Annotated in this window: 16 protein-coding genes and 4 tRNA genes; 17 read left to right on the top strand and 3 right to left on the bottom strand. The window is 65.8% G+C overall.

The window, feature by feature from the left end; translation table 11 throughout:
- The first annotated feature begins 140 nt into the window (after window positions 1-140).
- Together ACFYO1_RS20700 and htpX are read left to right on the top strand one after the other, a co-directional pair.
- Window positions 141-1,163 (top strand): polyprenyl synthetase family protein, encoded by a 1,023-nt coding sequence (locus tag ACFYO1_RS20700; protein WP_387233211.1) that lies wholly within the window; start codon window positions 141-143, stop codon window positions 1,161-1,163.
- A gap of 196 nt (window positions 1,164-1,359) precedes the next feature.
- Entirely contained in the window at window positions 1,360-2,235 is an 876-nt protein-coding gene (gene htpX, locus ACFYO1_RS20695; protein ID WP_387233208.1) for a zinc metalloprotease HtpX, read from the top strand.
- Here the strand turns inward: htpX and ACFYO1_RS20690 are convergent.
- Window positions 2,229-2,702: a MarR family winged helix-turn-helix transcriptional regulator gene (locus ACFYO1_RS20690; protein ID WP_387233205.1), complete on the bottom strand. Its 474-nt coding sequence runs from the start codon at window positions 2,700-2,702 to the stop codon at window positions 2,229-2,231. The genes htpX and ACFYO1_RS20690 overlap by 7 nt on opposite strands.
- Window positions 2,703-2,722: 20 nt before the next feature.
- Complete coding sequence (locus ACFYO1_RS20685) at window positions 2,723-3,214, bottom strand: YajQ family cyclic di-GMP-binding protein (protein ID WP_378720656.1); 492 nt, start codon at window positions 3,212-3,214, stop codon at window positions 2,723-2,725.
- A 164-nt stretch (window positions 3,215-3,378) separates the two neighbouring features.
- Between ACFYO1_RS20685 and ACFYO1_RS20680 the strand changes: the two genes are divergently transcribed.
- From ACFYO1_RS20680 to ACFYO1_RS20630, 11 genes are all read left to right on the top strand, one after another.
- A tRNA-Tyr gene (locus ACFYO1_RS20680) sits at window positions 3,379-3,461 on the top strand.
- Between the two features lie 213 nt (window positions 3,462-3,674).
- Window positions 3,675-3,747 (top strand) — tRNA-Thr (locus ACFYO1_RS20675).
- A 109-nt stretch (window positions 3,748-3,856) separates the two neighbouring features.
- Window positions 3,857-3,932: transfer RNA gene (locus ACFYO1_RS20670), tRNA-Met, on the top strand.
- A 42-nt stretch (window positions 3,933-3,974) separates the two neighbouring features.
- Window positions 3,975-4,145 (top strand): 50S ribosomal protein L33, encoded by a 171-nt coding sequence (gene rpmG / locus ACFYO1_RS20665; protein WP_150399758.1) that lies wholly within the window; start codon window positions 3,975-3,977, stop codon window positions 4,143-4,145.
- A 190-nt stretch (window positions 4,146-4,335) separates the two neighbouring features.
- Window positions 4,336-5,394, top strand: a complete 1,059-nt coding sequence (locus tag ACFYO1_RS20660; RefSeq protein ID WP_387235256.1) for a fused (3R)-hydroxyacyl-ACP dehydratase subunits HadA/HadB — start codon at window positions 4,336-4,338, stop codon at window positions 5,392-5,394.
- A 296-nt stretch (window positions 5,395-5,690) separates the two neighbouring features.
- Window positions 5,691-5,763, top strand: a tRNA-Trp gene (locus ACFYO1_RS20655).
- 29 nt (window positions 5,764-5,792) lie between these two features.
- Window positions 5,793-6,179 carry a preprotein translocase subunit SecE gene (gene secE / locus ACFYO1_RS20650; RefSeq protein ID WP_387233201.1) on the top strand — a complete coding sequence of 129 codons (387 nt, stop codon included), beginning with the start codon at window positions 5,793-5,795 and terminating at the stop codon, window positions 6,177-6,179.
- Window positions 6,180-6,297: 118 nt separating this feature from the next.
- Window positions 6,298-7,104, top strand: a complete 807-nt coding sequence (nusG, locus tag ACFYO1_RS20645) for a transcription termination/antitermination protein NusG (RefSeq protein ID WP_387235253.1) — start codon at window positions 6,298-6,300, stop codon at window positions 7,102-7,104.
- Window positions 7,105-7,200: 96 nt separating this feature from the next.
- Window positions 7,201-7,635: a 50S ribosomal protein L11 gene (rplK, locus tag ACFYO1_RS20640; RefSeq protein WP_378720658.1), complete on the top strand. Its 435-nt coding sequence runs from the start codon at window positions 7,201-7,203 to the stop codon at window positions 7,633-7,635.
- A 77-nt stretch (window positions 7,636-7,712) separates the two neighbouring features.
- Window positions 7,713-8,429 (top strand): 50S ribosomal protein L1, encoded by a 717-nt coding sequence (gene rplA, locus ACFYO1_RS20635; RefSeq protein WP_378720659.1) that lies wholly within the window; start codon window positions 7,713-7,715, stop codon window positions 8,427-8,429.
- Between the two features lie 106 nt (window positions 8,430-8,535).
- Window positions 8,536-9,066 (top strand): NADPH-dependent FMN reductase, encoded by a 531-nt coding sequence (locus ACFYO1_RS20630; protein ID WP_387233198.1) that lies wholly within the window; start codon window positions 8,536-8,538, stop codon window positions 9,064-9,066.
- Between the two features lie 49 nt (window positions 9,067-9,115).
- Here ACFYO1_RS20630 and ACFYO1_RS20625 read toward each other — a convergent pair whose 3' ends face one another.
- Window positions 9,116-10,738 carry an MFS transporter gene (locus ACFYO1_RS20625; protein WP_387233195.1) on the bottom strand — a complete coding sequence of 541 codons (1,623 nt, stop codon included), beginning with the start codon at window positions 10,736-10,738 and terminating at the stop codon, window positions 9,116-9,118.
- Between the two features lie 411 nt (window positions 10,739-11,149).
- Between ACFYO1_RS20625 and rplJ the strand changes: the two genes are divergently transcribed.
- The 4 genes from rplJ to ACFYO1_RS20605 all read left to right on the top strand — a co-directional run bounded on the left by rplJ (window position 11,150) and on the right by ACFYO1_RS20605 (window position 14,299).
- Window positions 11,150-11,695, top strand: a complete 546-nt coding sequence (gene rplJ / locus ACFYO1_RS20620; protein ID WP_150399753.1) for a 50S ribosomal protein L10 — start codon at window positions 11,150-11,152, stop codon at window positions 11,693-11,695.
- A 65-nt stretch (window positions 11,696-11,760) separates the two neighbouring features.
- Entirely contained in the window at window positions 11,761-12,141 is a 381-nt protein-coding gene (gene rplL / locus ACFYO1_RS20615; protein ID WP_378723419.1) for a 50S ribosomal protein L7/L12, read from the top strand.
- Between the two features lie 275 nt (window positions 12,142-12,416).
- Window positions 12,417-13,493: an ABC transporter ATP-binding protein gene (locus tag ACFYO1_RS20610; protein WP_387233190.1), complete on the top strand. Its 1,077-nt coding sequence runs from the start codon at window positions 12,417-12,419 to the stop codon at window positions 13,491-13,493.
- Between the two features lie 11 nt (window positions 13,494-13,504).
- On the top strand, window positions 13,505-14,299 hold the full coding sequence (locus ACFYO1_RS20605) for an ABC transporter permease (protein ID WP_150399750.1): 795 nt from the start codon (window positions 13,505-13,507) through the stop codon (window positions 14,297-14,299).
- Window positions 14,300-14,390 lie beyond the last annotated feature (91 nt).

Here is a 14,390-nt window from a genome sequence, read left to right as displayed (position 1 = left end):
GCGACGCAGGCGCGCCGGGCGCACGGGCGGCGGTGTGCAAAAGTGTCTGATACACCGCATAGTGATGGTGTTCATGGGCCATCGGCTGGGGACACGCTAGGTTCTCTATCGTGGGGTCGGACGGATCGGTGGGAGAAGAAATGAGCACATCGGCTGTGAAGGACGAGAGCACGGTGGTGGCCGGGGTCGACCTCGTCGACGCCGAACTCGCGGCGACCGTGCGCAACGGCCTGGAAGAGGTCGAGAAGCTCCTGGTCACCGAGCTGTCCGACGGGGAGGAATTCCTGCAGGAGGCGGCGCTGCACCTGGCCAAGGCCGGCGGCAAGCGCTTCCGTCCGCTGTTCACCATTCTCACCGGTCAGCTCGGCCCGAACCCGACCGATCCCGCGCTGATCACCGCGGGCACCGTGGTCGAACTCGTGCACCTGGCGACGCTGTACCACGACGACGTGATGGACGAGGCGACCATGCGCCGCGGCGCCCCGAGCGTGAACTCGCGCTGGGGCAACAACATCGCGATCCTGGCCGGCGACTACCTGTTCGCGCACGCCTCCCGGCTCACCTCGACCCTCGGCCCGGACGCCGTGCGGATCATCGCCGAAACCTTCGCCGAGCTGGTCACCGGCCAGATGCGCGAGACCATGGGCGCGCGCGAATCGCAGGACCCGGTCGAGCACTACCTGCGCGTGGTCTGGGAGAAGACCGGCTCGCTGATCGCCGCGTCCGGCCGCTTCGGCGGCACCTTCTCCGGCGGGGACACCGAGCACGTCGAGCGGCTGGCCCGGCTCGGCGACGCGGTCGGCACCGCCTTCCAGATCTCCGACGACATCATCGACATCTCCTCGGCCGCCGAGCAGTCCGGCAAGACCCCCGGCACCGACCTGCGCGAGGGCGTGCACACGCTGCCGGTGCTCTACGCGCTGCGGGAAGAGGGCGCCGAGGGAGACCGCCTGCGCAAGTTGCTCGCCCACCCGCTGCAGACCGACGCGGAGGTGGACGAGGCCCTGGACCTGCTGTCCCGCTCCCGCGGCATGGTGCTGGCGAAGGAGAAGCTGCAGGGCTTCGCCGACGTCGCCTACGCCGAGCTGTCGAAGCTGCCCGCGGGCCCGGCCAACGACGCCCTCGAACACCTGGTTCGCTACACGATCGAGCGTGTCGGCTGAGTTCGACGGCGCAGCAGTCGCTACGTTTCGATCAGGAACCATTGCCCTGCCCTCGTCGTTGAACACGTGTCTACTGATTTCGTGAGCACATGGGTAACTCGCCGGGTACGGGCTCACTGACACGAGCTGCTACCGCCGGACGCCGACGTTGATCTCGCGGCAGTCGAGTCTGGCCTGAAGGCGCGGAGAGGCGGACATGCACGGGTATGCGAACGGGCTGAAGACGTTCGGGTTGATGGTCGGGCTGTCGGCGCTGATCGTGGTCGCGGGCGCGTTGTTCCGCAGCCCGACGATCCTGATCATCGCCATCGTGCTGGCCGTCGGCATGAACGCGTACGCGTACTTCAACAGCGACAAACTCGCGTTGCGGGCCATGCACGCGCAGCCGGTCAGCGAGCTGGAGGCGCCGGTGATCTACCGGATCGTGCGCGAACTGGCGACCACCGCCCGCCAGCCCATGCCGCGGCTCTACATCAGCCCGACCAACGCGCCCAATGCCTTCGCCACCGGCCGCAGTCCCCGGCACGCCGCGGTCTGCTGTACCAGCGGCATCCTGCAGATCCTCGACGAACGAGAGCTACGCGCGGTGCTCGGTCATGAGCTATCCCACGTCTACAACCGCGACATCCTGATCTCCTCGGTGGCCGGCGCCCTCGCCGCGGTCATCTCCGGCCTGGCCAACCTCGCCTATTTCGCCTCCGCGTTCGGCGGCAACCGCAACGGCGAGGGGCCGAACATCCTCGGCGTGCTGCTCATCTCGCTGCTCGGCCCGATCGCCGCGAGCCTGATCAAACTGGCCGTCTCGCGCTCCCGCGAATTCCAGGCGGACCAGTCCGGCGCCGAGCTCACCGGCGACCCGCTGGCCCTCGCCTCGGCCCTGCGCAAGCTGGAGCGCGGCGTGCAAGCCGCCCCCTTGCCCCCTGAGCCGCAATTGACCGCGCAGTCACACCTGATGATCGCCAACCCGTTTCGCGTGGGTGAGCGCGCCGCTCGCTGGTTCTCCACCCACCCGCCGATGGCCCAGCGCATCGCCCGGCTGGAGGAAATGGCCGGCGGGCGACGGGATTACTGAGGGTCTTCGACCGCCAGCTCCGCCTCGAACGCACGGAAGGTGTCGACGAACAATCCCCGTTGTTCCGGCGTCAGCGGTTCGAGCACCCTGCGCCAGGCGCGGGCGCTGCCGCCGAGCCATTTGTTGACCGAATCCGTATGGGCCGCAACGATTCCCACGAACGTGCGGCGACGGTCCCGCTCGTCCGCGGTGCGTTCGAGCAGGCCGCTGCGACTGAGTTCGCCGACCATCAGGCTCACCGTCGTCGGCGCCACCTCCAGCCGCGCGGCGAGATCGTTCACCGTCTTCGGCCCCTCGAAGACCAAGATCGCCAGCAGCGACAGGTGCCGGGGCGCGAGCGAGAACTCCCGGAGCTCGTCCGGAACCCGTAATCGCTTGGCGCGCCCGACCACCCGCGGCATGAGCAGCAGCAGGGTGCGGATCCCCTCGTCGACGCCGAGACCGGCCCGCTGCTGTTCGGACGACATCGCCGGAGCCCGCGAGCCCGCTATCGGTAGTTGACGAACTGCAGGGCGATGCCGAAATCCTCGCCCTTCAGCAGCGAGATGACGGCCTGCAGGTCGTCGCGCTTCTTGCTGCTCACCCGCAGTTCCTCACCCTGGATCTGCGCCTTCACGCCCTTGGGACCCTCGTCGCGGATCTTCTTGGTGATCTTCTTCGCGTGCTCGGTGTCGATGCCCTGCACCAGCGTTCCGGTGATCTTGTAGGTCTTGCCGGACGCCACCGGCTCGCCGGCGTCGAACGCCTTCAGCGAGATGTCGCGACGAATCAGCTTCTCCTTGAACACGTCCAGCGCCGCCTTGACCCGCTCCTCGGCCTCGGCGGTCAGCACGATCTTGTCCTCGCCGGACCACTCGATGGACGCGCCGGTATTGCGGAAGTCGTACCGGGTGGTCAGCTCCTTCTCCGCCTGATGCAGCGCGTTGTCGACCTCCTGACGTTCGACCTTGCTGACGACATCGAATGACGAATCGGCCACACTTCGCTCCTGTCCTGGCGGTCCAACTGCTCGCTCGACCGGTTGATCGGTCACCGTTAGTTGTACCCCGGAGGGCGACGGTAGTCCCGCCGCACGGCCGATGGCCAGCCGGTTTGCATTCAGGGTGGAGGTGCGATGTATTCTGCTTTCCGCACTGAGTGCACGGCAGATTGCCCGAGCGGCCAATGGGAGCGGACTGTAAATCCGTCGGCGAAAGCCTACGTAGGTTCGAATCCTACATCTGCCACCGAAAGCCCCCGTGGATCGAAGTTCCGATCCGCGGGGGTTTTTCGTTGCGGACCTCCGCTCCGCGGCTCCGGTGCTCGCCGGGAACCGGATCGCCTGCCGAAAAAGGCTTCTGACCACCCGGTTTGGAGCTCTGACCGTTAGGTGTGTAACCTCGTTCAAGACTTCGCCGCGCCGGGGTCGGGTGTTCGGAGCCTGGTGCGAAAGTAGTCATGCCCCCTTAGCTCAGTCGGCAGAGCGTTTCCATGGTAAGGAAAAGGTCAACGGTTCGATTCCGTTAGGGGGCTCGCCGGATTGCCGGTGGTGACCGACTCGGCATCGCTTATAGTTCTCACTCTGGTGGGGCTAGCTCCCACTCGTGGGGCCGGGCGCGGCACTACAGCAATGCGACCCCGTGGCGGTGTAGCTCAGTCGGTAGAGCAAACGACTCATAATCGTTGTGTCGCCGGTTCAAGTCCGGCCATCGCTACCAAAACCGATCAGACCAACTGGTTGACCCGAAAGAAGGAATGTCGTGGCCGCGAAGTCCACCGATGTCCGGCCAAAGATCACCTTGGCCTGCGAAGAGTGCAAGCACCGCAACTACATCACCAAGAAGAACCGGCGCAACGACCCGGATCGGCTGGAACTGAAGAAGTTCTGCCCGAACTGCGGCACGCACCGGGGACACAAAGAATCCCGCTAGTCCGCCACGCGTGATGCTGCCGCGTGGATCGGCGTCGAGGGCCTGATCGCTCTCGGCAATCTGGATCGTGACAGTGCGAGGGCCGGACGTTTGTCCGGCCCTGACGCATTTTCCCGGTCGAGTAGCGCGGTAGTAGACGCTCCGCCGACTCCGGGCCTCGGGGTCAGATAGGTACAGTCCTCCCGTGACAATCAACACCGGTACAGACGAAGCGGTTCAGGCGGTCGAGTCCTTCGACGCCGCAGCACACGCGGCCTCGATGGTGGGTCACCACTACCGCGTCGACGACTACTACGAGGTCGGCCGCGAGAAGGTGCGCGAATACGCGCGCGCCGTGCAGGACTACCACCCGGTGCACTGGGACGAGGACCTCGCGCAGGAGTACGGCTACGACGGCCTGCTCGCGCCGCTGACCTTCATCTCCCTGGTCGGCATTCTGGCCCAGCGCAAGCTCTTCGAGCAGATTGTCACCGGCTACGACCTGAGCCAGATCCTGCAGACCGACCAGATCCTGGAATTCCACCGGCCGATCCGGGTCGGCGACCAGCTGGTCTGCGACGTCTACCTGCACTCGTTCCGGCAGGCGTTCGGCGGCGACATCATCGTCACCAAGAACATCGTCACCGCACAGAACGACGAGCTGGTGCTCACCACCTACACCACGCTGATCGGCCGTAGCGGCGGCGACATCGACCCGAACCTCAACGACGTCGTTCGCAACGTGCTGATGCACGGCATCGGCGAGGACGCCCCGGATCACCGCCCGCGCACCAGGGTGCCCGCCCCCGTGGTCGCCCCCACGGTGCCCGAGGTCGCGCCGGGCAAGCGCGCGCGCAACTTCGACGACATCGCGGCCGGCGACGAACTCCCCACTCGGATCGTCCGGCTGACCCGCGGTGACCTGGTGAACTACGCCGGCGTCTCCGGCGACGCCAACCCGATCCACTGGAGCGACGAGGTGGTCAAGCTGGTCGACCTCGAGGACGTGGTCGCGCACGGCATGCTCACCATGGGCCTCGGCGGCGGCTTCGTCACCTCCTGGCTCGGCGATCCCGGCGCGGTCAAGGAGTACAACGTCCGCTTCACCAGCCCGGTCTATGTGGGGACGGATGAGGCCGCCGAGATCGAGTACACCGGTAAGGTGAAGTCCGTGGACCCGGAGACGCGGACCGCGGTCATCGCCATCGTGGCGAAGTCGGCGGGGCGCAAGATCTTCGGGCGCGCGACGGCAACCGTCCAACTGGCTTGAGCGGTCGGACCCGGGAGCGGTAGCGCGCGTGGCCGTGAAGGGTGCCGATCAGGTCAAGTGGATACAGCCTGACCTGGTCGCTTGACCCTGATTGGCAAACGACGCGGGCGGTAACGTACACTCAGGTTTCTGGGGTCACCAGCTGTTGCGCGCTGCTCTGTAGAGCCGGTTCCAGGCGAGTTCGCAAGGATTCGCCGAGGGAATCGGCAACTGCCAAGCAGCGCGCGTGTTATGTGAGACCAGAAGAACAACTGAATACCGAACAGTGGTTGGACGGCCAACACGGATCCAACCGAAGGGGCGTAGCTCAACTGGCAGAGCAGCGGTCTCCAAAACCGCAGGTTGCAGGTTCAAGTCCTGTCGCCCCTGCCCTGGATGCCAGCGACGAAAGGATCGACGTGAGCGAGCGGGAAGATCGCCTGGGCGCACATGCGACCGACGACGGCGATGACACCGCCGGGGTAGCTCGTCCTAGTGGCAAGCGAACCGCTCGGCGGACTCGCAGCGCGTCGTCCGATACCGGTTCGATCGCCACTCTGGATCGACCCACGTCGCGCAAGGCAACCAAGACCGATCGGGCCGAACGCGGAACGCGTAATCCGTTCAAGCGTTTGATCAAGTTCCTGCGTGAGGTAATCGCGGAACTGCGCAAGGTGATCTGGCCCAACCGGAAGCAGATGGTCACCTATACGAGCGTTGTTCTGGTGTTCGTGATTTTCATGGTCGCGTTCATCAGCGGGTTGGATGTGGCGTTCATCAAGGGTGTCAACTGGCTGTTCGGCTAGAGCAGAACGAGCCGACGCCGGCCGATCTCCGGGGCAGACCCGGGCGGACTGGTTCCGCCGCGCGCCCGGCCCCGGCACGCAGAGGATGTACGTGACGACACAGGAAGCGAGTGCCCCAGTGAGCACCCCGGAGAACGACACAAACGAAGAGTTCCCGGTCGAGGACGCGGTGGTGGATCCCACGACCGAAGACGCCGCGACCGTCGAAGACTCCGAGGACGTGGACTCCGAGGGCTCCGTCGACTCCGAGCCGGAGACCGACGACGCGGAAGCCGCTGCCGCCCCGATCGATGCCGAACCCGCCGATCCGGTCGCCGAGATGAAGTCCGCGCTGCGTCGCGCCCCCGGTGACTGGTACGTCATCCACTCGTACGCCGGTTACGAGAACAAGGTGAAGGCCAACCTCGAGACCCGCGTGCAGAACCTCGACCTCGAGGAGTACATCTTCCAGGTCGAGGTGCCGACCGAAGAGGTCACCGAGATCAAGAACGGCCAGCGCAAGAACGTCAACCGCAAGGTGCTGCCCGGCTACATCCTGGTCCGGATGGAACTCAACGACGAATCGTGGGGCGCGGTGCGCAACACCCCCGGTGTCACCGGTTTCGTCGGCGCCACCTCGCGCCCGTCGCCGCTGTCCATCGACGACGTGGTGAAGTTCCTCGTCCCCGCGGCCCAGCAGAAGAAGGCCCCGGCCGCCGCGGGCGCGGGCACGTCCGAGTCGTCCACCGAGTCGGTGTCCAAGCCCGCCATCGAGGTCGACTTCGAGGTCGGCGAGTCGGTGACCGTCATGGACGGCCCCTTCGCGACGCTGCCCGCCAGCATCTCCGAGGTCAACGCCGAGCAGCAGAAGCTCAAGGTGCTCGTGTCGATCTTCGGCCGCGAGACCCCGGTCGAGCTCGGCTTCACCCAGGTCGCGAAGATCTAAGACGTTCCGTCCCCGACGGAATGAATCGGCCCGGGTCACGGGTTGATTCACCAGGACTTGCAAAGAGCAAGGAAAACAGACACCTAGGAAAGAAAGATGCCCCCCAAGAAGAAGAAGCTCGCCGGGATCATCAAGCTTCAGATCCAGGCCGGCCAGGCGAACCCCGCCCCTCCGGTGGGTCCCGCGCTCGGTCAGCACGGCGTCAACATCATGGAGTTCTGCAAGGCGTACAACGCCGCGACCGAGTCGCAGCGTGGCAACGTCATTCCGGTCGAGATCTCGGTCTACGAGGATCGCTCGTTCGACTTCAAGCTGAAGACCCCGCCCGCCGCTCGGCTGCTGCTCAAGGCCGCCGGTGTGCAGAAGGGTTCGGCTGAGCCGCACCGCACCAAGGTCGCCAAGGTGACCATGGATCAGGTGCGCGAGATCGCCAAGACCAAGCAGGAAGATCTGAACGCCAACGATCTCGATCAGGCGGCGAAGATCATCGCGGGTACCGCTCGTTCGATGGGGATTACCGTCGAGGGCTGAGCGAACTCGCTCCAAGGTGGGAGGGCCGGCCAGGCCCGATAACCACGGCTGAAACCAGAAACTGAGGACAGAGAATCATGGCAAAACGAAGCAAGGCGTATCTCGCCGCGGCCGAGAAGGTCGATCGCGACACGCTGTACTCCCCGCTCGCCGCGGCGCGGCTGGCCAAGGAGACCGCGACCACCAAGACCGACGCGACCGTCGAGGTCGCCGTCCGTCTCGGCGTCGATCCCCGAAAGGCGGACCAGATGGTTCGCGGCACGGTCAACCTGCCGCACGGCACCGGTAAGACCGCCCGCGTCATCGTGTTCGCGGCCGGCGAGAAGGCCGCCGAGGCCGAGGCCGCCGGTGCGGACGCCGTCGGCGCCGAGGACCTGATCGAGCGGATCCAGGGCGGCTGGCTCGATTTCGACGCCGCGATCGCCACCCCGGACCAGATGGCCAAGGTCGGCCGGATCGCGCGTGTCCTCGGACCGCGTGGCCTGATGCCGAACCCGAAGACGGGCACGGTCACCAACGACGTGACCAAGGCGGTCAACGACATCAAGGGCGGAAAGATCAACTTCCGCGTCGACAAGCAGGCCAACCTGCACTTCGTCATCGGCAAGGCCTCCTTCGCCGATGCCGCGCTGGTGGAGAACTACGGTGCCGCGCTGGAGGAGATCCTCCGCGTGAAGCCGTCGACCGCCAAGGGCCGCTACGTCAAGAAGGTGACGGTTTCGACGAACACCGGACCGGGCATCCCGGTGGACCCGAACCGCACCCGCAACCTCCTCGACGAGGATGCGTCTTAAGTAGCAGCACCCAGCACGTCCGTCCGGGCGGGAACGCGAATCGCGTTCCCGCTCGGACGCGTTCGTGGGGCGGACTAATTCCGCGCGCGGCGTCGTTGGCCCTGACGTGACGGTTGTCCTGCTCATCTCCGGGAGCACGCGCGGTGCTTCGACCAATTCCGCTGCCCTGCGCACGGTGCAGACGTTGGCCACCGGCGACGTGGACGCGCGCTGGTTCGACGGCCTCGCCGCACTGCCCGCCTTCGACCCGGACGACGACGGCACCGGGCACCCGTCGGTTCTCGCACTGCGCGAACAGCTTTCGCAGGCCGACGCGGTGCTGTTCTGCACCCCCGAATACGCGGGGACGCTGCCGGGGAGCCTGAAGAACCTGCTCGACTGGACCGTCGGCAATGCCGATCTGTACGAGAAGCCGACCGCCTGGATCACGGTGGCCGCGCCCGGCCGTGGCGAAGGCGCCGTCGCGACGCTGGCCTTGGTCCTGGGTTACGTGGGCGCGGACGTGGTCCCCGACGAGTGCGTCCGGCTGCCGGTCGGCCGCGACGACGTCGGACCGGACGGGCTGGTCACCACCGCCGAATTCCGTACCGGCGCCGCGGCAGCGCTGAACCGGCTGGTCGCCAGGGCGACTGCCTGATCCACGGCAAAGGCCGGGATCCGCCGAATCCCGGCCGCCGCAACCGGCCTCAGCCGGCCGAATCCTCCTGCGGTTGCGCTTCTTTCCGCCAGGCGAGCAGCACCGACTCACCCTCCGGCGCGCCCCACGGCAGGAAGATCGCCACCACGACCGCGCACACCACCACCGCGGCCGCCGCGACCAGCGACGCCGTGTGCGAGCCCTGCAGTGCGGCCGTCTTCATGGCGACGATGAGGTTCTCCCGCTGGCTCTCGAAGAACGGGGAGAGCGGGCGCTTGCGGATCTCCAGCACGCTGAGCGGGCTTGATTTCACCAGCCCCTTCTCGTTCTCGCTCATCAGGCTGGCCGGCAGCGCGTCGATGCGCGGGGCGATCCTGGTCGTGTAATACGACGCCACGATCGAGCCGAGCACCGCGACGCCGAGGGTGCCGCCGATCTCCCTGGTGGTGTCGTTCACCGCGGATCCGGCGCCCGCCTCGTTCAGCGGCAGCGAGCCCATGATCGATTCGGTGGCCGGTCCCTGGACGATGCCGACGCCGAGCGCCATGAACACCATCGCGGGCAGCACGTCGGTGACATACGGGCTGTCCACCGTCACCTGACCGCCCAGATACAGACCGAGCCCGGTGCTCAGCAGGCCGATCACGATCACCGGAGTAGGCCCGAATCGCTGCGCGAGCAAGGTGGCGATCGGTGCGCCGATTGCCACCGAAAACGCGAAAGGCAGTGAGGCAATACCGAATTCGAGCGGCGTGTATTCGCGCACCCCTTGGAAATACTGGGTGATGAGGAAAAGGAATCCGAACATCGAGAAGTAGCAGACCGCAATCGACAGGGCGGGCATCGAGAATCGCCGATTGCGGAACAGCGTCATATCGAGAATCGGTGCGGCAGTGCGCAATTCCCAGACGACGAAGGCGACGAGCAGGATGAGGCCGACCGCGCCGGCGCCCACCGTGGTGGTGGACAGCCAGCCGAAGCGCGGCGCCTCGATGATGGACCAGACCACCAGCGTGATGCCCGCGATGGACAATCCGATGCCGGGCAGATCGAGCCGGCCGACGGTGGTGGAGCGCGATTCCGGCACCCAGAGCAGCGTCGCCACCAGTGCGATCAGTGCCACCGGCACATTGATCCAGAAGACCGAGTGCCAGGTGAAGTGCTCGAGCAGCCAGCCGCCGGAGATCGGGCCGATCGCGATGGCGAAGCCGGCCATCGCGGTCCATGCCGCGATGGCCAGGGCCCGTTCGCGTTTGTCGTGGAAGATGTTGATGATCAGGGCCAGCGTCGCGGGGAACACGGCCGCGGCGAACACGCCCATCGCGGCGCGGGCGGCGATCACCCCGCCCATCGTGCCGGACAGCGCGCCGGCCACCGACATGGCGCCGACGCCGACCAGGCCGACCATCATCACCCGGCGGCGGCCGAGCCGATCGCCGAGATTGCCGAACGCGAGCAACAGGCCCGCGAAGGTGAGGGTGTACGCGTCGACGACCCATTGCAGGCCGCTGACGCCAGTGTGCAGCTGCACCCCGATGGAGGGCAGTGCCACGTTCACGATGGTGTTGTCCAGGACGACTAGCAGCTCAGCCAGGCAGATCACGGCCAAGGCGAGAAAGCGCTGGTTACGTCGTTCCAGCAGCACCGGTGGATCGACTATGGAGGTTGCCATAGTTGAGCAGTCAAACAGTAACTGTCACCGTTGGTAACACCTTCGGGCGGCGATCTCGGACACATCGCGCGGCCGGATGTGACGAGCGGCACGTCGATTCGGTCGCTGAATGGTGCCGATTGCGTTCGGGCGCACCCCGTTTTGGCAGTTGGGGGGTGGTCCAGGTACATTGGATGACAGTTATCGACTAGTTCGATTCCTACCCAATCCGTTCTACCGAAGACCGTTGGTCGTCGAGCCCGCATGGGTTCGATCGAAGGTCCGGCGACATTGCCGGCGGCCCACGCAGGGAGAACCGAGGCCGTGAGTTATTTGTGCGCCCCGGAACGCCCTGCGTCCGGGGCGTTTGTTTTGTCGCCGTCCCCTGATCGGTAGTCCGTTTCGAACCGACCATCAGAGAGGAGGCGAAGTATGGCAAAACCCGAGAAGGTCACTGCGGTCGAGGAGATCGCGGAGCAGTTCAAGAGCTCCACTGCCACTGTGGTCACGGAATACCGTGGACTGTCGGTCGGCAAGCTCACCGAGCTGCGCCGCGCGCTGGGCGCCGAAGCCACGTACTCCGTCGCCAAGAACACCCTGGTCAAGCGCGCTGCTGCCGAAGCTGGCGTGGAAGGCCTCGACGATCTGTTCGTCGGACCGACCGCGATCACCTTCATCAGCGGCGAGCCTGTCACCGCGGCGAAGGCCCTCAAGACCTTCGCGAAGGACAACAAGGCGCTCATCATCAAGGGCGGCTACATGGACGGCGCGCCGCTGTCCGTGTCCGAGGTCGAGAAAATCGCCGACCTGGAGTCCCGCGAGGTCCTGCTGGCCAAGCTGGCCGGTGCGATGAAGGGCAACATGGCGAAGGCCGCCGGTCTGTTCAACGCTCCCGCGTCGCAGGTGGCTCGCCTCGCCGCCGCGCTCGTGGAGAAGAAGCAGGCCGAAGCCGGTGGCGAAACCGCTGCCGCGGAATAACCCCCGTGCGGGTGTTCGCGTGCGCGTCGCCCTCATAGACAACAACTACCGAAAGGAACAACATCATGGCCAACGTTGACGAACTGCTGGAGACCTTCGGCAACATGACCCTGCTCGAGCTGTCGGACTTCGTCAAGAAGTTCGAAGAGAAGTTCGAGGTCACCGCCGCCGCTCCGGTCGCCGTCGCCGGTCCGGCCGGCCCGGGCGCCGTTGCGGACGCCGTCGAGGAGCAGGACGAGTTCGACGTCATCCTCGAGGGTGCGGGCGACAAGAAGATCCAGGTCATCAAGGTGGTCCGCGAGATCGTCTCCGGCCTGGGCCTGAAGGAAGCCAAGGACCTCGTCGAGGGCGCGCCGAAGGCCATCCTGGAGAAGGTCGCCAAGGATGCCGCCGAGGCTGCCAAGGCGAAGCTGGAAGAGGCCGGCGCCAAGGTCTCGGTCAAGTAATTCCCGGCCGTTCAGAGCGCTCGCGAAAGCGAATGCTCGAGGCCACATCGCCGACGGGCGGTCCCCTCTTGGGGGCCGCCCGTTTGCTATTTGTGGCGACCTGCGCCAACAATGCGGAAATAGCGAATGAAACGGGGTTACTCTTCAGTCAGGTTGGGGTGTGCCCCGTCTCGCTCTTGAGATACAGTGGCCCGACCCACTGTGACGTGACACACCGCGAGACCGAGCACGCGGTTAGCTGGTGGGCAGCTCGCTGAGAAATTGTGGAGGTTGGCGTGGGCGTCGAGGTCAGAACCGAAGGTATTACCAAGTCCTTCGGATCCCAGCGAATTTGGCAGGATGTCTCCCTGACCTTGCCGACCGGTGAGGTCAGCGCACTGCTGGGCCCGTCGGGTACCGGTAAGTCGGTCTTCCTCAAGTCGCTGATCGGCCTGCTGCGCCCGGAGCGCGGCTCGATCTTCGTCGGCGACACCGATATCACCACCTGCTCGAACAAGGACCTCTACGAGATCCGCAAGCTCTTCGGCGTGCTGTTCCAGGACGGCGCGCTGTTCGGCTCGATGAACCTTTTCGACAATGTCGCGTTCCCGCTTCGTGAGCACACGAAGAAGCCGGAATCCGAGATTCGCAAGATCGTCATGGAGAAGCTGGAGCTGACCGGTCTGCTCGGGGCCGAAGACAAGCTACCCGGCGAGATCTCCGGCGGTATGCGCAAGCGTGCCGGACTGGCCCGCGCCCTCGTGCTCGACCCGCAGATCATCCTCGTCGACGAGCCGGACTCCGGCCTCGACCCGGTGCGCACCGCCTACATCAGCCAGCTGCTGATCGATATCAACGCGCAGATCGACGCCACCATCCTGATCGTCACGCACAACATCAACCTGGCCCGCACCGTGCCGGACAACATCGGCATGATGTTCCGCCGCCAGCTGGTCATGTTCGGCCCGCGCGAGGTCCTGCTGACCTCCGACGAGCCCGTGGTCAAGCAGTTCCTCAACGGACGAATGCAGGGCCCGATCGGCATGTCCGAGGAGAAGGACGAGGCCCAGATGGCCCGCGAGCAAGCGATGTTCGACGGCGGCCATCACCACGGCGGCGCCGAAGAGGTCGAGGGCATCATCCCGCAGATGCAGGCCACCCCCGGCATGCCGGTCCGGCAGGCAGTCAACCGCCGCAAGGAGCGGGTCCGCGAGATCATGCACACCCTGCCGCACGCGGCGCAAACCGCGATTCGCGAATCACTTGATCAGAACGACGAGACGCAGGTGCTCGCGTACAACAACAGCGACCTGGGTGGTTACCAGGGCGGCGCGTACGAGACCACCACTCGACACAACACAACTAACGGGTAACATCTGCGATCGTGAATTCCTCCCTGGCGCGATTGCGGACTCCTCTGGAGTCGGGGTTTGGCCAGGCCGGCAACATCTTTGCGCTGTTCGTGGACGTGCTGCGCAAGACGTTCCGCCGGCCGTTCGAGTGGCGGGAGTTCATCGAGCAGTCGTGGTTCATCGCGAGTGTCTCGATCCTGCCCAGCGCACTCGTCGCTATCCCCTTCGGCGCGGTCGTCGCGCTGCAGACCGGCTCGCTCATCAAACAGCTCGGTGCCGAATCCTTCACCGGCGCAACCAGTGTGCTCGCCACCGTGCAGCAGGCGGCGCCGATCGTCACGGCGCTGATCATCGCGGGCGCGGCCGGGTCGGCGGTCGCCGCCGATCTCGGCTCGCGCACCATCCGTGAGGAGATCGACGCGCTGGAAGTGCTCGGCGTCGATCCGGTGCACAAGCTGGTCGTGCCCCGCGTGCTCGGCATGACCGTGGTGGCGCTGCTGCTCAACGGCCTGGTGTCGGTGGTCGGCATCGCGGGCGGTTATTTCTTCAATGTGCTGCTGCAAGGCGGCACGCCCGGCGCGTACCTCGCCTCGTTCTCCGCGCTGGCGCAGCTGCCGGACCTGTGGATCGGTGAGTTCAAGGCGCTGGTGTTCGGTCTGATAGCCGGTGTGATCGCCGCATACAAGGGTCTGCACCCCAAGGGTGGCCCGAAGGGAGTAGGTGAAGCGGTGAACCAATCCGTGGTGATCACGTTCTTGGTGCTGTTCTTCGTGAACCTCATTCTCACCCTGGTGTACCTGCAGGTCGTCCCGGCCAAGGGCGCCTGACCGGTGGCCACCCAGTACCGCAACCCCGCTCTCGCCAAATCGCTTCGCCGGGCGGGCAGTATCGCGCGTTCACCGCTGAAGGTGATCGATC

Source organism: Nocardia sp. NPDC006044 (assembly GCF_042871115.1).
GTDB lineage: Bacteria > Actinomycetota > Actinomycetes > Mycobacteriales > Mycobacteriaceae > Nocardia.
This window is presented reverse-complemented; position numbering and strand designations above follow the sequence as displayed.

Excerpts from the sequence above, each read along its gene's own strand:
- ACFYO1_RS20700 (WP_387233211.1), top strand. The coding sequence starts at position 141 with ATGAGCACATCGGCTGTGAAGGACGAGAGCACGGTGGTGGCCGGGGTC.
- htpX (WP_387233208.1), top strand. The coding sequence starts at position 1,360 with ATGCACGGGTATGCGAACGGGCTGAAGACGTTCGGGTTGATGGTCGGG.
- ACFYO1_RS20690 (WP_387233205.1), bottom strand. The coding sequence starts at position 2,702 with ATGTCGTCCGAACAGCAGCGGGCCGGTCTCGGCGTCGACGAGGGGATC.
- rplK (WP_378720658.1), top strand. The coding sequence starts at position 7,201 with ATGCCCCCCAAGAAGAAGAAGCTCGCCGGGATCATCAAGCTTCAGATC.
- rplA (WP_378720659.1), top strand. The coding sequence starts at position 7,713 with ATGGCAAAACGAAGCAAGGCGTATCTCGCCGCGGCCGAGAAGGTCGAT.
- ACFYO1_RS20625 (WP_387233195.1), bottom strand. The coding sequence starts at position 10,738 with ATGGCAACCTCCATAGTCGATCCACCGGTGCTGCTGGAACGACGTAAC.
- rplJ (WP_150399753.1), top strand. The coding sequence starts at position 11,150 with ATGGCAAAACCCGAGAAGGTCACTGCGGTCGAGGAGATCGCGGAGCAG.
- rplL (WP_378723419.1), top strand. The coding sequence starts at position 11,761 with ATGGCCAACGTTGACGAACTGCTGGAGACCTTCGGCAACATGACCCTG.